This is a genomic window from Streptomyces sp. MMS24-W38, assembly GCF_059889265.1.
The window spans coordinates 2,533,081-2,556,842 of record NZ_JCBCPP010000001.1 but is presented as its reverse complement, the minus strand read 5'-3'; the positions used below and the strand labels follow the sequence as shown (position 1 = coordinate 2,556,842).

Here is a 23,762-nt window from a genome sequence, read left to right as displayed (position 1 = left end):
GGACACGACTTCGAGATCCGGGTGTGCCGATGTGTCCCGCCTTTTACCCGGATTCCCTCCGGTCCCCGAGTCCGGCTGCCCGCCCCCGGCCCTTCACTCCGAAGGACGCCGTCCGCTCGCCGGCGGTTCGGCCGGGGGCAGACCTGCGGTCAGGAGTTGAGATAGGTGAGCACGGCCAGCACCCGGCGGTGATCGCCGTCGCTCGGCGACAGGCCCAGCTTCATGAAGATGTTGCTGACGTGCTTCTCCACGGCCCCGTCGCTCACCACCAGTTGCCGGGCGATCGCCGAGTTCGTCCGCCCCTCGGCCATCAGCCCCAGGACCTCCCGCTCGCGCGGGGTGAGCCCCGCGAGGACGTCCTGCTTCCGGCTGCGGCCGAGCAGTTGGGCGACCACCTCCGGGTCCAGGGCCGTACCGCCCTGGGCCACGCGCACCACCGCGTCCACGAACTCACGCACGTCGGCCACCCGGTCCTTGAGCAGATAGCCGATGCCGCGGCTGGAGCCGGCGAGCAGCTCCGTGGCGTAGCGCTCCTCCACGTACTGGGACAGCACCAGCACTCCGACATCCGGATGCGCCTTGCGCAGCTGGATGGCGGCCCGCACCCCCTCGTCGGTGTGCGTCGGCGGCATCCGGACGTCGGCCACCACGACGTCCGGGAGCTCGCCCTGACCGTCCAGCCCGGTGATGGTCTTGAGCAACGCGTCACCGTCGCCGACCCCGGCCACGACCTCGTGCCCCCGGTCGGTCAGCAGCCGGGTCAGGCCCTCCCGCAGCAGCACTGAATCCTCGGCGATGACCACGCGCACCCTGTCCTCCATGACTTCTCGGCCCCCACCCCTCCTCCGCGCCCGCCCGTACGGCAGGCCCGGCTGACGGGACCAGCATTCCAGTATCGGGCGGGCGATGCGGAGGGGGTGACGCGAGAAGGTGCGGGGCCGGGCCCACCGCCCGTCCCCGCACACCTGCCGTCCGGTTCTTTTTCGGCGCTCCCGGCGCCCTCGGCCACTGCTCGGCCGTGCCTTGTTCGCGCCTCATTCTCAGCTCAGCCGCTGCTCACCGCTCACCGTCGGCTCATCGCGTCCGCTCGGCCCGCCACGGCAGCTCCGCCGTCACCAGGGTCGGACCGCCGACCGGTGAGTTCACCACCAGAATTCCGTCCACCGCGTCCAGCCGCTCCGCCAGCCCGGCGAGTCCGGAGCCCCCGGACGCATCGGACAGGTCGGCACCACCCACACCGTTGTCCTCGACCTGCACCATCAGCCGGTTCTCCGTCCGCCACACCTCCACGGACGCCCGGGTCGCCCGCGCGTGCTTGCTGATGTTCTGCAGCAGCTCCGAGACCGTGAAGTACGCGATGCCCTCGATCGCCGGCGCCGGGCGCTCGGTCAGATCCACCTCCACCCGCACCGGGACCGTGCACCGGGAGGCGACCGAGGAGAGGGCCGCGTCCAGTCCCCGGTCGGTCAGCACGGCCGGGTGGATGCCGCGCGCCAGATCCCGCAGCTCCTGCAGCGCCGTCTTCACCTCGCCGTGCGCCTCGTCCACCATGTGCGCCGCGGCCCGCGGGTCCTCCCGCAGCTTCTCCTTGGCCAGCCCCAGATCCATGGCCAGGTTGACCAGCCGGGCCTGCGCCCCGTCGTGCAGATCGCGCTCGATGCGCCGCAGATCCGCCGCGGCCGTGTCGAACACGGCCCCCCGGTCCGACTCCAGCTCCACCACCCGCGTCACCAGCCGCGACGGCCCGAGCAGGCCGTGCACCAGCAGCCGGTCCACCATGGTCAGCGCGCGCACGATCCACGGCGTGGCGATGGTGAACAGCAGCCCGAGCAGCGCGGTCACCGTGATCTCGAAGGAGTTGTCCAGATAGATCCGGTGCTCTCCGTCGCCGTACAGCTGGATCCCACCCTGGCCGGCGTACATCGGGAACACCCAGAACCACAGCGGATACGTCAGCAGCGACCAGCCGATCGTCCAGACGGTCACCGAGACGACGAAGGAGAACGTCGCCCACGGCAGATGCAGCACCGCGTACAGCAGGGCCCGCCACGAGGCGCCACTTTTCAGCACCGCCCCCATCCAGGCCGTGAACCCCTGCCGCTTCATCCGCAGCGGCTCCGGCTCGGCCACCTCCAGGCCCAGCAGGCCCCGGGCCCGCGTCCGCTCCAACGCCCCGAACCCGCGGCATCCGGCGAGCCCGGCGGCCAGCACCGGCACACCGAGGAAGGTCACCAGCAGACCGGCGCCCAGCGACACCATCGTGACCGCGTAGGCGAAGAGCAGAATGCCGATCGGCAGACTCAGCAGTACATATCCCAGCTCGCGCCAGGCCCGTCCCTCGACCGGGGCCCGCAGTACGGCCGGCAGCCGGCGCCGTCGCTCACCGGCCCTCCCGGGGTGCCCGGGATGCCCGGCGGGCGTGCTGTCGAGCCCGTAGCCCTGTCCGTACTCCGTGGCCATCGGCGTCGTCCTTCTCCTCGTCCGGCGGCGGTGCTGTCGTATCTCCAGACTGCTGGGCCGCAGGTCTGCGGACCATGGAGTACGTCGCAGTCTTGGACGGGGGGTTTTCCCCACCCCTCTCGGCCCACGACCGCGGGTCTCCGCCTACGACCGCGGGTGGGCCGTCCGCGCCTCCTCGGCGAGGGCGCCTGAGCGGTCCCGCCACGGCAGCTCCGCCGTCACCGTCGTCGGGCCGCCCTCCGGCGACTCCACGACGAACAGGCCGTCCACCGCGCCCAGCCGGTCCGCGAGACCCCGGATCCCCGTACCGCCGTCCAGACTCGCGCCCCCGCGGCCGTCGTCCTCCACCTGGATGAGCAGCCGGCCGTCCGCCCGCCACACGTCGACCGTGGCCGAACGCGCCGCGCTGTGCTTGCTGACGTTCTGCAGCAGCTCCGAGACCGTGAAGTACGCGATGCCCTCGATGGCCGCGGCCGGCCGCTCGGCGAGATCGACCGTCACCTTCACCGGCACCGTGCAGCGCGAGGCGACCGACGACAGGGCCGCGTCCAGCCCCCGGTCGGTCAGCACGGCCGGGTGGATGCCGCGCGCCAGGTCCCGCAGCTCCTGCAACGCCAGCTTCACCTCGCCGTGCGCCTCCGCGACCATCGACGCCGCCGCGTCGGGGTCCTCCAGCAGCTTCTCCTTGGCCAGCCCCAGCCCCATGGCCAGGTTGACCAGCCGGGCCTGCGCCCCGTCGTGCAGATCGCGCTCGATGCGCCGCAGATCCGCCGCGGCCGTGTCGAACACCACCCCCCGGTCGGACTCCAGCTCGGCTATGCGCCGCTCCAGTTCGTCGGAGGGGGAGAGCAGACCGCGCACCATGGCCCGGTCCGCGTTGGCCAGCCCCCGCGCGATGAACGGCAGCACTGGCCACAGCACGAACAGCGAGGTCAGGGTGACGGTGAAGGTGACGATGCCCCACGGCAGCCGTATCGCCCCGTAGAGCATCGTGCGCCAGCCCACCGGGTCCTTCAACGCCATCCACACCCGTGGCAGAAACCCTCCGGCACTACGCAGCGGCAGTCGGCTCGGCTCCTCCACCCGCACCCCGAGCAGCGCCCTGGCCCGTGCCCGCTCCGCCCTGCCCAGCCACCGCGCGCCCGCCAGACCGGCCGCGAGCAGCGGGAACCCGACCACCGTGACCGTCAGCCCGAGGCCGGTGAACAGCACGGTCACGACATAGGTGAAGCCCACCAGCGCCGCCGGAAGGTTCGCCAGGAGGTGGGCGATCTCCTTCCAGGTGTGCCGGTCGTAGGCGAGGCGGGCCGGCGGCGGACGGTCGTCGGGAGCGGGGAAAGGATCGGTCATGGGTCTTAGCGTGCCCGGCCGCGGGAACCCGCGCCATGAGGTGGGCCCCTGAGATGCACGGGGGAAATCCCCACCTCTCGTATCCAGGGGCGACGGGCTGCTTACAGCCTCCTTATAAGGGCCTAGACTCCCGTGCGTACAGATCGTCGACAGCGAGGGGCGGACGTGCGGGAACCGATCGGCGTCGAGCCGACCGTGATCGCTTCGCAGTACGTCGCGGCGGAGTACTTCCATGCGTATTCGGTCGTCGGGCTGATCGCCGTCGTCGGTGTGCTGTTCGTCGCTGTCGCCTTCGGTGCGGGACGCCTGCTGCGGCCGGTGGTCCCCACCCCCGAGAAGCTCATGACGTACGAGTGCGGAGTCGACCCCGTCGGTGAGGGCTGGGCCCACACCCAGGTCCGCTACTACGTCTATGCCTTCCTCTACGTGATCTTCGCGGTCGACTCGATCTTCCTCTTCCCCTGGGCCACCGTCTTCGCCGCCGACGGTTACGGCGCGACCACCCTGGTGGAGATGTTCATCTTCCTCGGCTTTCTCGCCGTCGGCCTGCTGTACGCATACAAGAAGGGCGTCCTGACATGGACGTGACCCCCGCCAACCCGACGGGCATCGGGGCGGGCCCCGGGACGGCACCCGGGGCGGGCGCCGAACCGGTGCTGCTGCCGGATCCCGCCGTACTTCCCGCCGTACTTCCCGCCGAGGGCGGGGGGAAGCTCGGCGCGCTCTCCCGACTCGCCCCCGAGCCGATGAAGGTCATCCTCAACTGGGGCCGCCGTTATTCGCTCTGGGTCTTCAACTTCGGCCTCGCCTGCTGCGCGATCGAGTTCATCGCCGCGTCGATGGCCCGCCACGACTTCATCCGCCTCGGTGTCATCCCCTTCGCGCCGGGGCCGCGCCAGGCGGACCTGATGGTCGTCTCCGGCACGGTCACGGACAAGATGGCGCCCGCGGTGAAGCGCCTGTACGAGCAGATGCCCGAGCCGAAGTACGTCATCTCGTTCGGCGCGTGCAGCAACTGCGGCGGCCCGTACTGGGACTCCTACTCCGTCACCAAGGGCGTCGACCAGATCATCCCGGTCGACGTCTACGTTCCCGGCTGCCCGCCGCGGCCCGAGGCGCTGCTCCAGGGGGTCCTGAAGCTCCAGGAGAAGATCGCGCGGGAGTCGCTGGGAGAGCGGTACGGGGCGGGCGAGCGGGGCGCCCCGGGCACGCGGGGTGCGTCGGTGGCGGCGCTGCGGAGCGGATTGGTGAAGCCGCCGACGCCGGGGGAGTCCGGTGCGGCGACGTCCGGCGAGGGGGAGGACCGGTGACCGCGGTCGGCTGGCTCCCCGCCGACGTCGAGGAGCTGTTCGGTACGGAGGCCACGGCCGAGGAGTCGTACGACGTCCTGACCGTCGACGTCCCGCCGGCCTCCTGGATTCCCGCCCTGGAGGCCGCCCGTGACCGGCTCGGCTGCACGTACTTCGACTGGCTGAGCGCGGTCGACGAGCCCGGCACGGGCTTGTGCGTCACCGCGCACGTCGTCGCCCTCTCCCCGGTACGCCGCCTGCTGCTGCGGACGACGGTCCCGCACGACGCCCCGACGCTGCCTTCCGCCGTGGACGTCTACGCGGGGGCCGCCTGGCACGAGCGCGAGACGTACGAGATGTTCGGCGTCGACTTCACCGGCCACCCGGCCCTGGAGCACCTGCTCCTGCCGGACAACTTCGAGGGCCACCCGCTGCGCAAGGACTTCGTCCTCGCCGCCCGCGTCGCCAAGGCCTGGCCGGGCGCCAAGGAGCCAGGGGAGCCTGCGGCGGGTGCCGAGCACGGCGGTCCGAAGCGCCGCCAGATGCTTCCCCCGGGCGTCCCCGACCCGAACGAATGGGGTCCCCTGAAGGGCAGACTCCCCCAGACTCCCTCCCGTCCTGCCCGCGGCGCGGGCCGGACGGGAGCCGGCACGGGACGCACTCCCGGCGAACGCCCGGTGCGCCGCACCCGTACGGCGGCGCAGGGCTCGGCGAGCCAGGCCGACCCGGCAGGAACCGAGGGTGGCTCCGAGGACCGGACCGAGGGCCGGACCTCACCGTCGCCGCGCCGCACCCGCTCGGCCGCCGAGGGTTCCGCGAGCCAGCGGGCCGGCCGGGCCGCCCCCGAAGCACCGGCCGCCGACACCGCGGCACAGCCCGAAACGGTGACGCCGACCGCGCCTCCCGTCCGTCCCGCGCGGCCCCCGCGTCGTGCCCGCAGCGCGAGCGAGGGTTCGGCGTCCCAGCGCGCCGAGGCGTCGCCGCCGGAGCCCACCGAAACAGAGGCGCCGGACGAGTCCGGGGAGTCGGGCACCGAGCCCGCTGCCGCACCGCGCAGCCCGGACGCACCCTGGCACCACGCCCGTCCCGCCTTCACCCGACCCGGACGCGACTCCGAGCCCCGCCCCGGAGGCGACCCCGAGCCCGACTCGGAACCGAAATCGGAATCGGGCCCCCCGGCCCCCGATGACCCCGACCCCTCAGGAGGTTCGTAGTGAACGACGCACTCGACGTCGCCCTGCGACTCCTGGTCGTCTTCGTCGTCTTCCTCACCTTCCCCCTGATCGTCGGGCAGACCGAGCACAAGGTGATGGCCCACATGCAGGGTCGGCTGGGCCCGATGTACGCGGGTGGCTTCCACGGCTGGGCCCAGCTCATCGCCGACGGCGTGAAGTTCGCGCAGAAGGAGGACGTGGTCCCGACCGGTGCGGACCGCCGTGTCTTCCAACTCGCCCCGGCCGTCGCCCTCCTGCCGTACCTGCTGGTCCTGCTCGCCATCCCGATCGGGCCGGGCGAGGGCGCCGTCGGGCAGGTGCTGGACGCGGGTGTGTTCTTCGTGCTCGCGGTGATGGGCGTCGGTGTCCTCGGCTCGCTCATGGCCGGGTGGGCCTCCGCCAACAAGTACTCCCTCCTCGGCGGCCTGCGTACCGCCGCCCAACTCCTCGCCTACGAACTGCCGATGCTGCTCGCCGCCGCCTCGGTGGCGATGGCGGCCGGCACCGTCTCGCTCGTCGGTATCCTCGACGCCTTCGCGTGGTGGTGGCTGCCCTGGCAGATCGTCGGCGCGATCGTCTTCTTCGTCGCCGGCCTCGCCGAACTCCAGCGTCCGCCCTTCGACATGCCCGTCGCCGACTCGGAGATCATCTTCGGGGCGTACACCGAGTACACCGGCCTGCGGTTCGCGCTCTTCCTGCTCGCCGAGTACGCCGGGATCATCGTCCTGTGCGCCCTGACCACCGTCCTCTTCCTGGGCGGCTGGCACGGGCCGTGGGGCGCCGACGGCCTCGGCTGGGTCTGGACCCTGCTGAAGACCGCGGTCCTCGCCTTCGTCGTCATCTGGCTCCGTGTCACCTATCCCCGGCTGCGCGAGGACCAGTTGCAGAAACTCTCCTGGACCCTCCTCGTCCCCCTCGCCCTCGCCCAGATCGCCCTCACCGGCGTCGTCAAGGTGGTGATCTCCTAGCCATGGCTTCCCTTTCCGGCTTCCCCGGCTCCGGCCTGGCCAAGGGCCTGGCCGTCACCCTGCGGACGATGACGAAGAAGTCCGTCACCGGCCAGTACCCGGACACCCAGCCCGACCTCGCGCCCCGCACCCGCGGTGTGATCGGTCTGTTCGAGGAGAACTGCACGGTCTGCATGCTGTGTGCCCGCGAGTGCCCGGACTGGTGCATCTACATCGACTCCCACAAGGAGACCGTCCCGGCGACGACGACCGGCGGCCGTGACCGCAGCCGCAACGTCCTCGACCGCTTCGCCATCGACTTCTCCTTGTGCATGTACTGCGGTATCTGCATCGAGGTCTGTCCTTTCGACGCCCTGTTCTGGTCACCCGAGTTCGAGTACGCCGAGACCGACATCCGCGAACTCACCCACGAACGCGACAAGCTCCGTGAGTGGATGTGGACGGTCCCGGCCCCGCCGGCCCTCGACCCAGCCGCCGAGGAACCGAAGGAACTCGCCGCTGCCCGCAAGACGGCCGACAAACTGGCCGCCACCCAGGCAGCCGCGGAGACCGACTCGCAGACCGATCCGCAGACCGATCCGCAGACCGGGCCGCCGACCGCCGGCCCGACCGAGCCGAAGGGGGAGGAGCCGTGACCCTCGCCGCAGCCGCCGGCACGGCCTCGCAGGGTTTCCTCTCCCCGACCGGTGTGGAGATCGCCTTCCTCCTCGTCGGCCTGGTCACCTTCGGCGCCGCCGTCGTCACCGTCACCACCAGGCAGCTGGTGCACGCCGCCCTGTGGCTGGTGGTGGCCCTCGGCGGACTCGCCGTCGAATACCTCCTGCTCACGGCCGAGTTCATCGCCTGGGCGCAGGTCCTCATCTACGTGGGTTCGGTCATCGTCCTCCTGCTGTTCGGTCTGATGCTCACCAGAGCCCCCATCGGCCGCTCCCCGGACGCCGACTCCGGCAACCGTTGGGTCGCCCTCGCCGTGGCCGTCGCCGCCGCTGCCGCCCTGGTCTGGGTCGTCGTCGATGCCTTCCGCACCACCTGGATCGATCTGGACGGCGCGCCCGCAGGCTCCACCGATGTGACGGGCGCGAGCCTCTTCCAGCACTGGGTCCTCCCCTTCGAGGCCCTCTCCGTCCTCCTCCTGGCCGCCCTCGTCGGCGCGATCGTCCTCTCCCGCAGGGCGAGGGCGGGCACCCCGGGCGACACGGAGGGGAGCCGCTGATGCACCTCGCCTATCCCGCCGTACTGTCCGCCCTCCTGTTCTGCACCGGCCTGTACGGAGTCCTCGCCCGCCGCAACGCGATCCTGGTCCTCATGTCGGTCGAGCTGATGCTCAACGCCGTCAACCTGAACCTGGTCGCCTTCGACGTCTGGCTCAGCAAGGCCGCTGAGGAGACCCTGCACTCCGGTCAGGCCCTCGCCCTGTTCACCATCGCCATCGCCGCCGCCGAGATCGGCATCGGTCTGGCGATCGTCCTCGCCGTCCACCGCAGCCGCGGGACCGCGGACATCGACAAGCTCCGCGACACCGCCGAGGGCCACGACCCCGACGACCCCGACAGCGACGCCGACGCCCCCACGACCCGGGCGGCCGTCACGAAGGCTGAGGCCACCGCGTGACCACGACCACCCTCGCCGTCCTCGTCCCCCTCCTTCCCTTCCTCGGCGCGATCGCCGGACTGCTCCTGGGCCGCACGGCCCCCGGTTTCGTCCGCCCGCTCGCCGTCCTGCCGACCGTCGCCTCCCTCGTGCTGGCCGCCGCGGTCGCCGCGCGCCAGGGGGGCGGCCAGGCCGTCGACGCCGCCACCGAGCTGACCCCCACCGGTTCGGTCCCCATCGAACTCGCCCTGTACATCGACGGCTTCGCCGCCCTCACCGCCGTGCTCGTCGGTGTCGTCGCCACCTGCGTGCAGATCTACTCGACCGGCTACCTCCGCGACGACCCGCGCTATCCCTCCTACGCGGCTCTCGTCTCCCTGTTCACCTCCGCGATGCTCCTCGTCGTCTACTCCGGCGACCTGATGGTGCTGCTGGTCGGCTGGGAAGTCATGGGCATCTGCTCCTACTTCCTGGTCGGCCACTACTGGGAGACCCCCGAGGCCCGCGCCGCCTCCCTCAAGGCATTCCTGGTCACCAAGCTCGGCGACGTCCCCTTCCTCATCGGCCTGTTCGCCCTGGCCACCGACGCCGGGTCGTTCCGCATCACCCGCATCCTCGGCGCCGTCGCGAACGGTGGCATCGAACACCCCACGCTGATCGCCCTGCTGCTCCTGGCGGGCGTGGCCGGCAAGTCGGCGCAGTTCCCGCTGCACACCTGGCTCCCCGACGCGATGGCGGGCCCGACCCCCGTCTCGGCGCTGATCCACGCCGCGACGATGGTCGCCGCCGGTGTCTACTTCGTCGCCCGTCTCCTCCCGCTCTTCGAGGCATCCCGGGCCGCGATGACCGTCCTCGCCGTCATGGCCGCCGTCACCATGGCCGGGTCGGCGCTCGCCGCTCTCGCCCAGGACGACATCAAACGGGTCCTCGCCTACTCGACGATCGGCCAACTCGGCTACATGACCGGCGCACTCGCCCTCGGCGACCGCGGAGCCGCCGTCTTCCACCTCCTGTCCCACGGCGCCTTCAAGGCGCTCCTGTTCCTCGCCGCCGGCGTGATCATCCACGCCGCCGGCACCAACTCGCTGGCCGCCATGTCCCGCATGAGCCACCTGCGCGACCGCGTCCCGGACGCCTACTGGACGATGACCGTGGCGCTCCTCGCGCTCGCCGCGATCCCGCCGTTCAGCGGCTTCTTCTCCAAGGAGGCCGTCCTCGGAGCCGCCGAACACGTCGTCACCGGCCACACCGAACAGGCCCCCACCGCCGCGGGCTGGATCGTCCTCCTCGCCGGCCTGGCCACCGCCCTGCTCACCGCGGCGTACGCGGTGCGCCTGTGGCTACTGGCCTTCCGCGGACACGGCACCGAGGCCCCCGACCACGGCAGGCAGCCCCTCACCATGACCGCCGTGCTGTGGGTGCTCGCCGTCCCGTCCCTCGCGCTCGGCGGCTTCGCCTTCCGCGCGCTGCCTGACTGGTTCGGCGGCCACGACCTGACCCCGACCCTCACCACCTCCGTGCTCGGCACGGGCGTGGCCCTGGTCGGCGGCATCGTCACCTATGCCACCTGGCGCCACACGGCCGCATACGCCGCCCGCATCCCCCTCGGTGCCGTCGCCGCCCACCCGCACGGCGACGCCGGGCAGGTCGAGGCGGAGGCCGTCGCCAGTCACGAACCCGCCTACGGGGACATCGCGTACGCACCGGACCCCTCGGACCCCGGACGGCTGCTGCTCGGCCCGCTGCACCGCCACGCGGCCGTCGGCTTCCACCTCGACGCCGTGTACACGACCCTCTTCGTCCGCCCCGTCCAGGCCGCGGCCTCTCTCGTCAGGTTCCTCGACCGTGAGGTCGTCGACACCTATGTACGCGGAGCGGGAACGCTGCCCCGGTGGCTCGGAACCGCCGTACGACGCGCCCAGACCGGCAATCTGCAGACCTATGTGAGCGCGCTGCTCGCCGGCACCGTCGTCCTCGCGGTCGCCGTCGTCCTCGCCGCGACGGGAGCGTGAGCAGACGTGATCGATATCAGTGAGTCCGTGATGCAGTTCCTTCTGGCGTTCCTCGTCGTCGGCCCGCTCCTCGGCGCCGCCGCCGCTCTCCTGCCTGCTCCGCCCGGACTCAAGGGCACATCACCCGACCAGGCCGTGCTCCGGCACGGTGTGACGGTCACCGGCGCCGTCCTCATCGCGGCGATCGTCCTCGCGCTCGGCTTCGACCACGACCAGCCGTCGAAGATGCAGGCCACGACCGACATCACCTGGATCCCCGCACTTGACGTACGGATCCACCTCGGCACCGACGGCATCTCCCTCCCCCTTCTGGTCCTGACCGCGCTGCTGACCTTCCTCAGCGCGCTGTACACCTACTTCAAACCGCCCGCGGGCCCGTCCCCGAAGGCATTCGTCGCCCTGCTGCTCGTCCTCGAATCCGGCACCCTCGCGGCCTTCGCCGTCCTGGACCTGATCCTTTTCTTCCTCGCCTTCGAGATGGTCCTGATCCCGATGTACTTCCTCATCGCCCGCTGGGGCGGCGAAGGCCGGGCCGAGGCCGCCTGGAAGTTCATCCTCTACACGCTGCTCGGCTCCGTGGTCATGCTGCTCGGCCTGCTCCTGATCGGAATCAAGGCGGGCACATTCGACATGGTGGCACTCGCCACTGACAACGGCCGGTCACTGACCGTATCCGTGCAGGTCATCGCCGTTCTGGCGATCGGGATCGGGCTCGCGGTCAAGGCCCCGATGTGGCCGCTGCACAGCTGGCTGCCCGACGCCCACACCGCCGCCCCCACCGTCGGCTCGGTCCTGCTGGCCGGCGTCCTGCTGAAGATGGGCACATACGGGTTCGTACGGATCCTGCTCCCCGTCGCACCGGACGGTTTCCGCACCTTCGCGCCCTACCTCGGCGCCTTTGCCGTCGTCGGCATCATCTACGGGTCCCTCGCCTGCCTGGCCCTCGCCAAGGAAGGCGCCAAGGGCGACCTCAAACGCCTCATCGCCTACTCCTCCGTCGGCCACATGGGCTTCGTCCTCCTCGGTATCGCCACCATGACCCCGACCGGTGTCAACGGCGCCCTGTTCGCCAACATCGCCCACGGCCTCGTCACCGGCCTGCTCTTCTTCCTGGTCGGCGCCCTCAAGGAGCGCACCGGCACCGTCGACCTCGACACCTTGGCCCGCCCGTCGCCCGACCGGCACGCCCCAGCGGCCGGCGCCGCCCTCTACGGCAGGGCACCGCGCCTCGGCGGACTGCTCGCCTTCGGTGCCGTCGCCTCCCTCGGCCTGCCCGGCCTCGCCGGATTCTGGGGCGAGATGCTGGCCCTCTTCGGCGCCTTCGAACCCGCCGCGGGGCTCAGCCGCCCCGCCTTCCTCACCTTCATGTCGATCGGCGCCTTCGGCACCCTGCTGACCGCCGCATACCTGCTGATCGTGGTCCGCAGGGTCTGCATGGGCGCCAAGCCGCAGCACGCCCCGGCCCTTCCCGACGTCCGCGGCTACGAGTTCGCGGCCTGGACCCCGCTCGTCGTCCTCACCGTCGTCACCGGACTGTGGCCCGGCGCCCTGATCGGACTGACCGACCCGGCCGTGCAGCAGCTCCTCGCAGGAGGCACCCGATGAGCTCCCTCGTCCAGTCCGTCGACTGGCTGGCCATCGCACCGCCCACCATCGCGGCCGTCGTCGGACTCGTCGTCCTCGTCACCGACCTGTTCGTCAGCGAGGCCAGGAAACAGCTGCTCGGCGGGCTCGCGGTCGCCGGACTCGCCGCCGCCACGCTCATGCTGCTGCCCCTCCTCGACGCCGACCGCAGCACGTTCTGCCTGGTCGGCGACCCCGGAGTGTGCAGCTACACCGCCGACCGCTTCACCCTCGTCATCCAGTTCCTGGTGCTCGGCGGCGCGCTCCTGACCGCCCTCCTGTCGGCCACCGTCCTCAAGGACGCCGACAAGCGGCTCCCCGAGGGCGAGTACTGGTTCCTGCTCCTGTCCTCCGCCGCGGGCGCCGCCCTCCTGCCCGCCGCCCGTGACCTCGCGACCCTCGTCGTCGCCCTGGAGGTCGCCTCCCTGCCCGCCTTCGCCCTGGTCGGCCTCCGCCACGGCAACCGGAAGTCGTCCGAAGCGGCCCTGAAGTTCTTCCTGTCCTCCGTCACCGCCACCGCGGTCAGCCTCCTCGGCATCAGCTTCCTCTACGCCGCCACCGGGACCCTCCACCTCACCCTGGTCGCCGAGCGCGTCCAGACCGTCGACGGACAGCTCCACACGCTCGCCCAGACCGGTGTCGTCCTCACCCTCGTCGGCTTCGCCTTCAAGACGGCCGCCGTCCCCTTCCACTTCTGGGTGCCCGACACCTACGTCGGAGCCCCCCTGCCCATCGCCGCCTACCTGTCCGTCATCGGCAAGGCGGTCGGCTTCACCGGCCTGATCCTCGTCACCGTCGTCGCCCTCCCGTCGTACGCCGACGTCTGGGGCCCGGCGCTCGCCGTGCTGGCCGCCCTCACCATGACCGTCGGCAACGTCGGCGCCCTCGGACAGCAGGCCACGCGCGCGTACAGCGCGGTACGCCTCCTCGCCTGGTCCTCCGTCGGCCAGGCCGGCTACCTCCTCGTACCGATCGCCGCCGCCGCGTACTCCGGCGACGCCGAGAAGTCGATCGGCTCCACGCTCGCCTACGCCCTCATGTACGGCGCGGTGAACCTCGGAACCTTCGCCGTCGCCGCCCTCGTCGGCCGCACGCGATCCCTCAACCGGGTCTCCGACTACCGCGGCCTGTACGCCGCCACCCCGCTCACCGCCCTGCTCCTGGCCTTCTTCCTGCTGTGCCTCGCCGGACTCCCGCCCGGCATCATCGGCCTCTTCGCCAAGGTCACCGTCTTCTCCGCGGCCGTCGACGCCGGACTCGGCTGGCTCGCCGTCGTCATGGCCGTCAACGTCGTCATCGCCCTGGTCTACTACCTCCAGTGGACGGCACTGCTGTTCCGCGCCCCCGAGGGCGAACCGGCCGAGCACCGCTTCCCGGTTCCGCTCACCGCTGCGATCACCCTCACCGGAGTCCTAGGCATCGCACTGTCCGGCGCGCCCCAGCTGATCCTGCGCCTCACCGACACCAGCCTCTTCTGACGCTCCGGGCGCCCGGAGACCACCGGTTTCGGCCACCGGACCGAGCGGCGAGTACGGCGTCACAGCCGTCGTCACAGTCGCCGTCACCCGGACGGTTTACACGCGCCACCGCGCGCACAAGGGAACCAGAGCCCCCCGCCTGGCGTTGACGAATACGGGAGGGTCCACTGGACGTGAGGTCAGGACACCCGGGGCCCTCGCAGGTCAGAAGGAAGATCAGCGAACCGGGGTCCCCCCGCCGCACGACTTGGAGGACGCAGCGTGCACCGCCGGCACAACGGGCTCAGGACCGCGGTTCTCCTCGGGGGACTGTCCGCGCTCATCATCGTCATCGGCAGCTTCTTCGGCCGCATGGGGCTCATTGTCGCCGTCGTGATCGCCCTGGGCACCAACGCCTACGCGTACTGGAACAGCGACAAGCTCGCCCTGCGCGCGATGCGCGCCCGCCCGGTGAGCGAGTTCGAGGCCCCGGGGCTGTACCGCATGGTCCGCGAGCTCTCCACCCAGGCCCGCCAGCCCATGCCACGCCTGTACATCTCCCCGACCGAGGCGCCGAACGCGTTCGCCACCGGCCGCAACCCGCGCAACGCCGCCGTGTGCTGCACCGAAGGCATCCTGCGCCTGCTGGACGAGCGCGAACTGCGCGGCGTCATCGGCCACGAACTCAGCCACGTCCACAACCGCGACATCCTGATCTCCTCGGTCGCCGGAGCCCTGGCCTCCGTGATCATGTTCCTGGTCAACTTCGCCTGGCTGATCCCCGTCGGCCGCTCCGACGACGACGACGGCCCCGGCCTCCTGGGCATGCTGCTGATCATGATCCTGGGCCCGCTCGCCGCCTCCCTCATCCAACTGGCCATCAGCCGCTCCAGAGAGTACGAGGCCGACGCCTCCGGCGCCCAGCTGACCGGCGACCCCCTTGCCCTCGCCAGCGCACTGCGCAAACTGGAACTGGGCACCAAGCAGCTTCCCCTGCCGCCCGAGCCCCGCATCGAGACAGCCAGCCACATGATGATCGCGAACCCGTTCCGCCCGGGGCAGGGAATCACGAAGATGTTCTCCACCCACCCGCCCATGGCCGAACGCATCGCCCGACTCGAGAAGATGGCAGGTCGCCCGCAGTGAAGACCATCCTGAACATCATTTGGCTCGTTCTGAGCGGCTTCTGGCTGTTCCTCGCCTACCTGCTCGCGGGCGTCCTCCTGTGCATCACGATCATCGGCATCCCCTTTGGCCTGGCTGCCTTTCGTATCGGCGTCTACGCCCTCTGGCCCTTCGGGTACACGACGGTCGAGCGCAGGGACGCCGGCGCCGCCTCCTGCATCGGGAACGTGCTGTGGCTGGTGCTCGCCGGCTGGTGGCTGGCCCTCGGCCACATCGCCACCGGTATCGCCCTGTGCGTGACGATCATCGGCATCCCGCTGGGCATCGCCAACTTCAAGCTGATCCCCGTCTCGTTGCTCCCGTTGGGCCGCGAGATCGTACGGACCGACCAGCCGTTCTCGGCCCGCCTGTAGATCGGTGGGGCGGTACGGCGGGGAGCGGGCCGGACGGGAAGCCGAACCGGATGTCCACAACCTGGAGGTTGTCCACAGGCCGCCCCGGATGTCAGTGCCGGCCCGCATGATGAACGCATGACCGAGCACGAGCAGTTGCTGACACAAGTGGCGGCCAAGGCCCGCGAGACCCGCCCGTGGGGCCGGCCCACCCTCCCCGAGCCCGTGGACGCGGCCATACTGGCCCGAGCCGAAGCCGCCCTCGGATTCGAGCTGCCCCCACTGCTCGCCGAGCTCTACCTGCGGACGGCGGACGGCGGATTCGGCCCCGAGTACGGCCTGCTGTCCCTGCTGGACGGTCCGCCGTCCGACGAACCCGCCGCCGTCGTCCAGTACCTCGCCAACCGCGAGAGCGGCCGTGAGGATCCCGACTGGCCCTGGCCCGAGGGCGTGCTGCCGATATCCCACTGGGGCTGCGGGATGTACGCGTGTGTGGACTGCCGTTCCCCACAGGCCACCGTCCTCCTCTTCGAGCCCAACACGGACGACCCCGACCACGCCTGGTTCGTCGACGCCCCGGGCCTCGCGGACTGGCTGCGCTCCTGGATCGACGGCACGGGCTGGTACGAGGAGGAGAACGAGGGGACGGACCTCGCCCTGTGGGCGGACTACTCCCACCGTGTGACGGCGGCGCACACGTCCTGAGCGACTCCGGCCGACCGCGGGGCGGTGGGCACTGCCGTACTCGCTGTACTCGCCCTGATCGTGGTGCCCTACCGCCCGGCGGCCCCCCACCCACGCCACCGCCGCACCCCGTAGGCCGCCGCACCAACCGCCAGCACTCCCGCGCCGACGGCCACGGAGACCCCGGGCAGTGAGAACGCCAGGACCAGGCACCCGGCCAGTCCGAGAGCAGGCAGCACTCGGGCCGCCGGCTCCGGACGAAGAGTCCAGGCCGACGCGTTGGCCACCGCGTAGTACGCCAGCACCCCGAAGGAGGAGAACCCGATCGCACCCCGCACATCCACCGTCGCGGCCAGGACGGCGACCACCACTCCCACGGCCAGCTCCGCCCGGTGCGGCACCTGGAACCGGGGATGGACGGCGGCCAGGGAGCCCGGCAGATGCCGGTCCCGGGCCATGGCCAGTGTGGTCCGCGAGACGCCCAGGATCAGGGCGAGCAGTGACCCCAGCGCGGCCGCGGCCGCCCCCACCCGTACCACCGGCGCCAGTTCCGCGGCCCCGGCCGTCCGCACCGCGTCGGCCAGCGGCGCCCCGGCGTCGCCCAGTCCCTCTGCTCCCAGCACCGAAAGGACGGCGATCGCGACAGCCGCGTACACGACCAGTGCGATACCCAGTGCCAGCGGGATCGCACGCGGGATGGTGCGCGCCGGGTCCCGCACCTCCTCACCGAGGGTCGCGATCCGGGCGTACCCGGCGAAGGCGAAGAACAGCAGGCCGGCCGCCTGGAGCACCCCGCCCACGCCGCCCGACGCCCCGACGGTCAGGCGCCCGGTATCGGCCTGCCACGAAGTCAGGGACACGACGACCACGAAAGCGAGGACAGCCAGGACCACGGTCACGATCACCCGGGTCAGCCACGCCGACTTCTGCACGCCGCCGTAGTTCACCGCGGTCAGCGCCACGACGGCGGTGACCGCCACGGCGTGAGCCTGGCCCGGCCAGACGTACGCGCCGACGGTGAGTGCCATCGCCGCGCAGGAGGCGGTCTTCCCGACCACGAACGCCCAGCCCGCGAGATAACCCCAGAATTCCCCCAGCCGTTCCCGCCCGTAGACGTAGGTGCCGCCGGAGGCCGGATACAGGGCGGCGAGGCGGGCCGACGACGTGGCGTTGCAGTAGGCGACCACGGCGGCGAGCGCGAGCCCGAGGAGCAACCCGGATCCGGCTGCCTGTGCGGCGGGCGCCAGGGCGGCGAAGATCCCGGCCCCCACCATGGAGCCGAGACCGATGACGACGGCGTCGCCCACGCCGAGCGTGCGGCGCAGTTCGGAACCGGAGTGGGCAGTCATGGGATCGCACCCTACTGACCACAGCAACCGTCACATATATGCGCGTCGTCCTACGCACCAAGACAGCACGAACACCTGGACCGGAAGCACCGGTCGGGGCAGGTGAGAGCACGGCGAGAGAGGGCAGGGTTCACGGTATGACGATCATCAGTTGGATCATTCTGGGACTGTTGGCCGGAGCGATCGCGAAGTTCCTGCTGCCGGGCCGCGATCCGGGCGGCTTCATCGGCACGACCCTGATCGGCGTCGCCGGTGCGTTCATCGGTGGCTGGATCTCGGCCCGTTGGCTCGACCACCCGATCACCAAGGACTTCTACGACGGCGCCACCTGGGCCGCCGCGATCGGCGGCTCACTGGTCCTCCTGGTCGCGTACCGCCTCCTGTTCGGCCACTCACGCAACTGACCGCGCTCCGGAATCCCGGCCGACGGACGAGGAGGGCGGGCGCACCAAGGCGCCCGCCCTCCTCACACACGCGGTGCGCGAGGCGCACGCGTCGACCACGGACGTCACCGGCGAGAGCCCACACCCATCCCCACGCCCATGGCCCTTCCGCCTAGCGGTAGTTGACGAACTGCAGGGCGAAGTCGAAGTCCTGTCCCTTGAGCAGGGCGATGACGGCCTGCAGGTCGTCACGGCTCTTGGAGCTGACTCGCAGTTCCTCGCCCTGCACCTGGGCCTTCACGCCCTTGGGGCCCTCGTCGCGGATGAGCTTCGCCACCTTCTTCGCGTTCTCCTGGGAGATGCCCTCCTGGATCGACGCGAAGATCTTGTACTCCTTGCCCGAGAGCTGCGGCTCGCCGGCGTCCAGGGCCTTCAGTGAGATGCCCCGCTTGATCAGCTTGGACTGGAAGACGTCGAGGACAGCCTTCACCCGGTCCTCGGAGTTCGCCTCCAGGAGGATCTTCTCCCCGGACCACGAGATCGAGGCACCCACGCCCTTGAAGTCGTAGCGCTGCGAGATCTCCTTGGCGGCCTGGTTGAGGGCGTTGTCGACCTCCTGCCGCTCGACCTTCGAGACGATGTCGAAACTGGAGTCGGCCATGTCCTGTGGCTCCTTGTATCAGGGTCCGTATCGGGCCGCGATCGGGCTGCGACCCGGATGCGTACCGGCTACCGGCATACGTGGGCGGCCCTCGGGCCCGGCATCGGTCCCGGGCCGCCATCCGCACAAGCCTAGTCACCCCCCGGGCCTCCGGGCGGCGATCAATCGGGTGGCGAAGCACCCCTGCTCATCAGGTATCGTTTACGTCGTTGCCACGGAGCGCCACCGCAAGGCGGTTCGAAGCGGCAATCTTGGCGGTGTGCCCGAGCGGCCAAAGGGAGCAGACTGTAAATCTGCCGGCTCAGCCTTCCCAGGTTCGAATCCTGGCGCCGCCACAAGGGGAGACCCCCTCCGGACTGCGGAAACGCGGTGTGGAGGGGGTCTTCGTCTTATCGGGTGTGCTGTGGGGCGAAGGGCGGGGGACACTGGCGCCATGTCGTCCCGTCGTAGGCAGTGCCCCGAGTGCCGTCGTGAGATCGCCGTCGTGGCCGGGCGGTACGCGCGTCACGATCCGCCCGGCGCCCGGGGGAGCGGGGAACTCACCTCGTGCACGGGGTCCCGTCGATACGCCGTGCTCGGTGCCGAGCAGCCCGCGTTGGACGGGTACGTCGTACCGGAGTTCCCAGGGCAGATGCCTCTGTTCTAGCCGACCCGGGAAGCCTTCCAGCACTGAGTGGCTCAGTTGCCCGCGACCGACTTCACCGCCACCGAGACCGGTACGGACCCGCTGATCAGTTCCAGGGTCAGGCCCGTTGTCGCGGCGTTCTCCACCAGCTCCGCCAGGACGGCGGCCACGTCGTCCCGGGGGATCGGGCCGCGGCCGGTGTGGGCCTCCAGGCGGACCAGGCCGGTGCCGGCGTCGTCGGTGAGCATGCCGGGGCGCAGGATCGTCCAGTCGAGGGCGTCCAGGCCGCGTACGTACGCGTCGGCCTCGCCCTTCGCGCGCTGGTACACGTCGAAGACCTCGTCCCCCTCGTGGGCGGGGTCCGCGCCCATGGACGAGACGACCACGAACCGCCGTACGCCCGCACGGACCGCGGCGTCGGCGAAGAGGACCGCCGCGGCCTTGTCCACCGTCTCCTTGCGTGCCGCGCCACTGCCCGGACCGGCGCCCGCGGCGAACACCGCGGCGTCCGCGCCCCGGAGTTGCTCCGCGACCTCCTCCACCGACGCCGACTCCAGGTCGAGTACGACCGGTTCGGCGCTGAGTTGCCGCAGCGCGTCGGCCTGTTCGGGCTTGCGGATGATGCCCGCCGCCTCGTCCCCGCGCGCGGCGAGCAACCGCTCCAGCCGCAGTGCGATCTGACCATGACCACCAGCGATGACAATGCGCATGTCTTCGACCGTACGCCGTGGCGATCGCATCCGCCCGCGACGTACCGGACACGACGTCCTGAACGCGACGGGCCGAACGCGACGGACCTACGACGTTTCACCACGTCCCTGCCGGGGCAGCCCCCGTCCCGGCTCCGCGGGCGGTGCCGTCGTCGAACCGCAGTACTCGCGTACCGCGCTCGTGCGGGTCACCACACGCCCCCGGTGCACCACGATCCGGCTGTACGCCAGTGACAGAGCCGTCGGCAGCCGGTCGCCGCGGACCGCGAGGAGTTCGGCGGGGAAACCCGCCTCCACCCGTACCTCGGGGAGTCCCAGGGCCGCCCGTGCCGAGGTGCTCACCGCGTCGTAGGCGTCCTCGGGGGGCAGTCCGTGACGGGAGGCCAGCAGGTACGCCGCCTCCAGCGGGTCGCCTCGGCCGACCGGGTTCGACACGTCCCGCAGGGCGCCGCTCCCGGCCGCCACCCGGACGCCTGCCGCGCGCAGCAGCCGTACGGGAGCCGTGCCCCGGCGGTCGACGCCGCCGCAGCCGCCCTGCGGCAGGCACACCACGGTCACCCCGGCCGCCGCCAGTTGGTCCGCGGTCCGCGAGGCCGCTTCGGCGGGCAGCCGTCCGAGGCCGCCGCACGGGCTGAGCGTCACCCCCGGTCGCAGCCCGCCCGCCATCGCCGCGAGTCGGGCCAGGCGGGCGGGGTCGGCGGTGTCGGTGTGCAGGTCGACGGGGACGCCGTGCTCGGCGGCGACCTCCAGGACCGTCTCCATGTACCCCGTGGGATCGGGGTCGACGTCCGGACAGCCGCCCACCACCGACGCGCCCATCTTCACCGCGTCCCGCAGCATCGCGAGCCCGTCCGCTCCGGCCGCTCCGGTCAGCACGCGCGGCATCGCCGCCGTCGTCAGCTCGGTCAGCCCGCGCAACGCATGTTCGACCTGCAGTACGGCGGTCAGTGCGTCGAGCCCGGTCACGTCGTCCACGCGCACATGTGCCCGCAGTGCCGTCGCCCCGTGCCCGAGTTGGAGCAGCGCGGCCTCCGTCGCCCGGCGCCGGACGTCCTGGGGCTCGTAGGAGACGGGGCCGTCGGCGTCGGCGGAGAGGGCGGTGTCGGCGTGGCTGTGCGGCTCGACAGGGGCCGGGAGGAGCAGATGGCCGGTGAGATCGACCTGGGTGCCGCACCCGCGGGCGCCGTCCCCGGTCAGACTGCCGGCCGTACCGACCGCCTCGATGCGTCCGCCGCCCAGCCGTACGTCCACGGTCCGGCCGTCGGTGAGCCGCGCGCCGCACAGCAGGAGCGGCTCCGGGGCGGCCGGGCCGAAGGGTGACGAGGGCGACGAGGGGGGCGGCGGCTGAGGCCGGCTGTCGGGCATCGCGCTCCTGGGGCTCGGACTGCGCGCGGTCGTCGCAGGATCACACAGAGAGAAGATCACGCAGAGTGAGTCGAGCCTAGGACGGTGGTCCGCCCCTCGCCGGGAGGAGCGCAATAGTCGTACCGGCATGGTCGGGTGGGAACTGCTTCGCTCCCGGGAAGGGTGCCGCCACAGGGTGGGACAGGGGCCGCGAAACGGATTTGGGTGAACGGCGGCGGAGCGTGTAATGTCTTCATCGCTCGCCCCAATAGCTCAGTCGGCAGAGCGTCTCCATGGTAAGGAGAAGGTCAACGGTTCGATTCCGTTTTGGGGCTCTGGTGTGTGAGGTTCCCGCTGCGAGGCGGGGCCCGACCGCATCGCAGCGGTGTAGCTCAGTCGGTAGAGCAAGCGGCTCATAATCGCTGTGTCACCGGTTCAAGTCCGGTCACCGCTACACACAGTAGCCGATTGCGGGGTCGGTCCTTCGGTCGGCTACTCTTTCTGTGTTCATTCGTCTATCCGTTCGTCAAGGAGCACTCACGTGGCTGCCACCGACGTCCGCCCAAAGATCACGCTGGCCTGCGTGGAGTGCAAGGAGCGGAACTACATCACCAAGAAGAACCGGCGTAACAACCCGGACCGTCTTGAGATGAAGAAGCACTGCCCGCGTTGCAATGCGCACACCGCGCACCGCGAAACGCGATAAATCAGGCTCGTATGCGAGGCCGTCCCCGTGGTCAGGGGGCGGCCTCGCGTCGTTCTGCTCACCGGCCGACCGTGGCCGTACCGGATTCAGGCCGACCAGGGCCGGACCAGACACAGGAGGTGCCGCGCGCATGGCGCTCGACCAGTCCTTCGTGGGGCGGAGCTACCCGCCCACCGATCCCTATGAGGTGGGCCGGGAGAAGATCCGCGAGTTCGCCGAAGCGGTGGGGGACGCCAACCCGGCGTACACGGACGTGGAGGCCGCCAAGGCGCTCGGCCACCCCGATGTGATCGCCCCGCCGACCTTTGTGTTCGCGATCACCTTCAAGGCCGCGGGCGAGGTCGTCGCCGATCCCCGGCTCGGTCTGGACTACAGCAGGGTGGTGCACGGCGACCAGAAGTTCGCCTACCGCCGCCCGGTGCGCGCTGGAGACCGGCTCACCGTCACCTCGACCATCGAGGCGGTCAAGTCGATGGCGGGCAACGACATCCTGGACATCCGCGGCGAGGTGCACGACGAGGCCGGCGAGCACGTCGTGACCGCCTGGACCAAGCTGGTGGCCCGTGCCGCCGAGGAGGCGTGAGCAGCATCATGACGGCGAAGATCTCCTACGCCGACGTCGAGGTCGGCACCGAGCTGCCCGCACAGACGTTTCCCGTGACCCGGGCCACCCTCGTCCAGTACGCGGGTGCCTCCGGCGACTTCAACCCCATTCACTGGAACGAGAAGTTCGCCAAGGAGGTCGGCCTGCCCGACGTCATCGGGCACGGCATGTTCACCATGGCCGAGGCGATCCGTGTGGTCACCGACTGGGTGGGCGACCCGGGTGCGGTCGTCGAGTACGGCGTTCGCTTCACCAGGCCGGTCGTCGTCCCCAACGACGAGCAGGGCGCCACCATCGAGGTCAGCGGCAAGGTCGCGGTCAAGCTCGACGACCACGATCGCACGGTCCGCGTCGACCTCACGGCGACCAGCGCCGGGCAGAAGGTGCTGGGGATGTCCCGGGCGGTCGTACGGCTCGCCTGACCCGCAGATCTCCAAGCCCTGCAGATCCCCGAGTAAGGGGCGTTCTCCATTGAAAGATCGAGAGCGCCCCTTACATCGTCCCGGGGTGCCCGGCGCCAGGGGCCCGCCGTTTCGTTTCCTCCAGCCGCGTTTCACCTCTTGACGCAGTTAGTGATTGAGCACTAACTTCGTTGCATGGCCAGGATGAGTGCGGAGGAGAGGCGCAAGAGCATCGTCCGTGTGGCGAGCGCCGAGTTCGCCCGCGGCGGCTACCACGGCACGTCGACCGAGGCGATCGCCAAGCGGGTCGGTGTCTCGCAGCCGTACCTCTTCCGGCTCTTCCCGGGGAAGAAGGCCATCTTCCTGGCGGCGGCGGAGCGCTGCGTGGCGGACACCATTCGCATGTTCACGGAGGCCGCCGAGGGGCTGGAGGGCGAAGAGGCCCTGCACGCCATGGCGAGCGCCTACACGAGGACCATCGCAGAACGCCCTGAGCTGCTGATGATGCAGATGCAGATGTACCTCGCGGTGGCGGCCGCCGAGCAGGAGGGCGATCACGAGTTCGGCGAGACGGTGCGCGCCGGCTGGCTGCGACTGTGGGACGTCGTCCACCTCGCGCTGGGGGCGGATGTCGGCGGGACGACGGACTTCATGGCGCACGGCATGCTCATCAACTGCCTGGCCGCCATGGGGTTCCCGGCCGGGCACCGGGTCTGGGAAGGGCTCGATCTGTCGGCACGGCTCGAGGGTGCGCCTGAACAGTAGCGGAGGGGGGAAGGGCGGATGTCGACGCCCTTTTTCATGAACATGAAAGT

General features: G+C 70.9%; 26 protein-coding genes and 3 tRNA genes. 22 read left to right on the top strand and 7 right to left on the bottom strand.

Features of this window, described 5'->3' with window-relative positions; translation table 11 throughout:
* Positions 1 to 149: 149 nt before the first annotated feature.
* The 3 genes from AC6F7H_RS10365 to AC6F7H_RS10355 form a co-directional block, all read right to left on the bottom strand.
* Complete coding sequence (locus AC6F7H_RS10365) at positions 150 to 821, bottom strand: response regulator transcription factor (RefSeq protein ID WP_500756693.1); 672 nt, start codon at positions 819 to 821, stop codon at positions 150 to 152.
* Between the two features lie 253 nt (positions 822 to 1,074).
* The gene (locus AC6F7H_RS10360) at positions 1,075 to 2,460 is read right to left on the bottom strand and encodes a sensor histidine kinase (RefSeq protein ID WP_500756692.1); all 1,386 of its coding nucleotides are present in this window, start codon (positions 2,458 to 2,460) and stop codon (positions 1,075 to 1,077) included.
* Between the two features lie 144 nt (positions 2,461 to 2,604).
* Positions 2,605 to 3,810: a sensor histidine kinase gene (locus AC6F7H_RS10355; RefSeq protein ID WP_500756691.1), complete on the bottom strand. Its 1,206-nt coding sequence runs from the start codon at positions 3,808 to 3,810 to the stop codon at positions 2,605 to 2,607.
* A 165-nt stretch (positions 3,811 to 3,975) separates the two neighbouring features.
* On the opposite strand from AC6F7H_RS10355, the gene AC6F7H_RS10350 reads away from it, so the two are divergent.
* From AC6F7H_RS10350 to AC6F7H_RS10290, 13 genes are all read left to right on the top strand, one after another.
* On the top strand, positions 3,976 to 4,398 hold the full coding sequence (locus AC6F7H_RS10350) for an NADH-quinone oxidoreductase subunit A (RefSeq protein WP_500756690.1): 423 nt from the start codon (positions 3,976 to 3,978) through the stop codon (positions 4,396 to 4,398).
* Positions 4,389 to 5,120, top strand: a complete 732-nt coding sequence (locus AC6F7H_RS10345) for an NADH-quinone oxidoreductase subunit B (RefSeq protein ID WP_500756688.1) — start codon at positions 4,389 to 4,391, stop codon at positions 5,118 to 5,120. The genes AC6F7H_RS10350 and AC6F7H_RS10345 overlap by 10 nt, the downstream gene beginning before the upstream one ends.
* Positions 5,117 to 6,313, top strand: a complete 1,197-nt coding sequence (locus AC6F7H_RS10340; RefSeq protein ID WP_500756686.1) for an NADH-quinone oxidoreductase subunit C — start codon at positions 5,117 to 5,119, stop codon at positions 6,311 to 6,313. The genes AC6F7H_RS10345 and AC6F7H_RS10340 overlap by 4 nt, the downstream gene beginning before the upstream one ends.
* The gene (locus tag AC6F7H_RS10335; RefSeq protein WP_500756685.1) at positions 6,313 to 7,281 is read left to right on the top strand and encodes a complex I subunit 1/NuoH family protein; all 969 of its coding nucleotides are present in this window, start codon (positions 6,313 to 6,315) and stop codon (positions 7,279 to 7,281) included. Before AC6F7H_RS10340 ends, AC6F7H_RS10335 begins: the two co-directional genes overlap by 1 nt.
* 2 nt (positions 7,282 to 7,283) lie before the next feature.
* Positions 7,284 to 7,916: a NuoI/complex I 23 kDa subunit family protein gene (locus tag AC6F7H_RS10330; RefSeq protein ID WP_500756683.1), complete on the top strand. Its 633-nt coding sequence runs from the start codon at positions 7,284 to 7,286 to the stop codon at positions 7,914 to 7,916.
* The gene (locus tag AC6F7H_RS10325) at positions 7,913 to 8,494 is read left to right on the top strand and encodes an NADH-quinone oxidoreductase subunit J family protein (protein WP_500756682.1); all 582 of its coding nucleotides are present in this window, start codon (positions 7,913 to 7,915) and stop codon (positions 8,492 to 8,494) included. Before AC6F7H_RS10330 ends, AC6F7H_RS10325 begins: the two co-directional genes overlap by 4 nt.
* Complete coding sequence (gene nuoK / locus AC6F7H_RS10320) at positions 8,494 to 8,892, top strand: NADH-quinone oxidoreductase subunit NuoK (RefSeq protein ID WP_109381559.1); 399 nt, start codon at positions 8,494 to 8,496, stop codon at positions 8,890 to 8,892. Before AC6F7H_RS10325 ends, nuoK begins: the two co-directional genes overlap by 1 nt.
* Complete coding sequence (locus AC6F7H_RS10315) at positions 8,889 to 10,883, top strand: NADH-quinone oxidoreductase subunit 5 family protein (RefSeq protein WP_500756681.1); 1,995 nt, start codon at positions 8,889 to 8,891, stop codon at positions 10,881 to 10,883. The genes nuoK and AC6F7H_RS10315 overlap by 4 nt, the downstream gene beginning before the upstream one ends.
* 6 nt (positions 10,884 to 10,889) lie before the next feature.
* Complete coding sequence (locus AC6F7H_RS10310; RefSeq protein ID WP_500756679.1) at positions 10,890 to 12,488, top strand: complex I subunit 4 family protein; 1,599 nt, start codon at positions 10,890 to 10,892, stop codon at positions 12,486 to 12,488.
* Entirely contained in the window at positions 12,485 to 13,984 is a 1,500-nt protein-coding gene (locus tag AC6F7H_RS10305; protein WP_500756678.1) for an NADH-quinone oxidoreductase subunit N, read from the top strand. The genes AC6F7H_RS10310 and AC6F7H_RS10305 overlap by 4 nt, the downstream gene beginning before the upstream one ends.
* 261 nt (positions 13,985 to 14,245) lie before the next feature.
* The gene (gene htpX / locus AC6F7H_RS10300; protein ID WP_500756677.1) at positions 14,246 to 15,109 is read left to right on the top strand and encodes a zinc metalloprotease HtpX; all 864 of its coding nucleotides are present in this window, start codon (positions 14,246 to 14,248) and stop codon (positions 15,107 to 15,109) included.
* Positions 15,106 to 15,501, top strand: coding sequence for a YccF domain-containing protein (locus AC6F7H_RS10295; RefSeq protein WP_500756676.1), 396 nt, complete (start codon positions 15,106 to 15,108; stop codon positions 15,499 to 15,501). The genes htpX and AC6F7H_RS10295 overlap by 4 nt, the downstream gene beginning before the upstream one ends.
* A gap of 117 nt (positions 15,502 to 15,618) precedes the next feature.
* Complete coding sequence (locus AC6F7H_RS10290) at positions 15,619 to 16,185, top strand: SMI1/KNR4 family protein (protein ID WP_500756675.1); 567 nt, start codon at positions 15,619 to 15,621, stop codon at positions 16,183 to 16,185.
* 68 nt (positions 16,186 to 16,253) lie between these two features.
* Here the strand turns inward: AC6F7H_RS10290 and AC6F7H_RS10285 are convergent, their stop codons facing one another.
* A complete protein-coding gene (locus AC6F7H_RS10285) occupies positions 16,254 to 17,513 on the bottom strand; it encodes an APC family permease (protein WP_500756673.1) in 1,260 nt (419 codons plus the stop codon).
* 137 nt (positions 17,514 to 17,650) lie between these two features.
* Here AC6F7H_RS10285 and AC6F7H_RS10280 point away from each other — a divergent pair, with 137 nt between their 5' ends.
* Positions 17,651 to 17,917, top strand: coding sequence for a GlsB/YeaQ/YmgE family stress response membrane protein (locus tag AC6F7H_RS10280; protein ID WP_109381552.1), 267 nt, complete (start codon positions 17,651 to 17,653; stop codon positions 17,915 to 17,917).
* A gap of 151 nt (positions 17,918 to 18,068) precedes the next feature.
* Here the strand turns inward: AC6F7H_RS10280 and AC6F7H_RS10275 are convergent, their stop codons facing one another.
* Complete coding sequence (locus AC6F7H_RS10275; RefSeq protein ID WP_109381551.1) at positions 18,069 to 18,557, bottom strand: YajQ family cyclic di-GMP-binding protein; 489 nt, start codon at positions 18,555 to 18,557, stop codon at positions 18,069 to 18,071.
* Positions 18,558 to 18,810: 253 nt separating this feature from the next.
* Here AC6F7H_RS10275 and AC6F7H_RS10270 point away from each other — a divergent pair.
* Together AC6F7H_RS10270 and AC6F7H_RS10265 are read left to right on the top strand one after the other, a co-directional pair.
* Positions 18,811 to 18,892: transfer RNA gene (locus AC6F7H_RS10270), tRNA-Tyr, on the top strand.
* A gap of 98 nt (positions 18,893 to 18,990) precedes the next feature.
* On the top strand, positions 18,991 to 19,203 hold the full coding sequence (locus tag AC6F7H_RS10265; protein WP_500756671.1) for a hypothetical protein: 213 nt from the start codon (positions 18,991 to 18,993) through the stop codon (positions 19,201 to 19,203).
* A gap of 32 nt (positions 19,204 to 19,235) precedes the next feature.
* Here the strand turns inward: AC6F7H_RS10265 and AC6F7H_RS10260 are convergent, their stop codons facing one another.
* Positions 19,236 to 19,892 carry an NAD(P)H-binding protein gene (locus tag AC6F7H_RS10260; RefSeq protein WP_500756669.1) on the bottom strand — a complete coding sequence of 219 codons (657 nt, stop codon included), beginning with the start codon at positions 19,890 to 19,892 and terminating at the stop codon, positions 19,236 to 19,238.
* Between the two features lie 87 nt (positions 19,893 to 19,979).
* Positions 19,980 to 21,257: an amidohydrolase family protein gene (locus AC6F7H_RS10255; protein ID WP_500756667.1), complete on the bottom strand. Its 1,278-nt coding sequence runs from the start codon at positions 21,255 to 21,257 to the stop codon at positions 19,980 to 19,982.
* 241 nt (positions 21,258 to 21,498) lie between these two features.
* On the opposite strand from AC6F7H_RS10255, the gene AC6F7H_RS10250 reads away from it, so the two are divergent.
* From AC6F7H_RS10250 to AC6F7H_RS10225, 6 genes are all read left to right on the top strand, one after another.
* Positions 21,499 to 21,571 (top strand) — tRNA-Thr (locus AC6F7H_RS10250).
* 46 nt (positions 21,572 to 21,617) lie between these two features.
* Positions 21,618 to 21,690, top strand: a tRNA-Met gene (locus AC6F7H_RS10245).
* An 87-nt stretch (positions 21,691 to 21,777) separates the two neighbouring features.
* Entirely contained in the window at positions 21,778 to 21,942 is a 165-nt protein-coding gene (gene rpmG / locus AC6F7H_RS10240) for a 50S ribosomal protein L33 (protein ID WP_003948671.1), read from the top strand.
* Positions 21,943 to 22,072: 130 nt separating this feature from the next.
* Positions 22,073 to 22,525 (top strand): FAS1-like dehydratase domain-containing protein, encoded by a 453-nt coding sequence (locus AC6F7H_RS10235; protein ID WP_500756666.1) that lies wholly within the window; start codon positions 22,073 to 22,075, stop codon positions 22,523 to 22,525.
* Positions 22,526 to 22,533: 8 nt separating this feature from the next.
* Entirely contained in the window at positions 22,534 to 22,968 is a 435-nt protein-coding gene (locus AC6F7H_RS10230) for a MaoC family dehydratase (protein ID WP_500761736.1), read from the top strand.
* Positions 22,969 to 23,142: 174 nt separating this feature from the next.
* Positions 23,143 to 23,712, top strand: a complete 570-nt coding sequence (locus AC6F7H_RS10225; RefSeq protein WP_500756665.1) for a TetR/AcrR family transcriptional regulator — start codon at positions 23,143 to 23,145, stop codon at positions 23,710 to 23,712.
* The last annotated feature ends 50 nt before the right edge of the window (positions 23,713 to 23,762 follow it).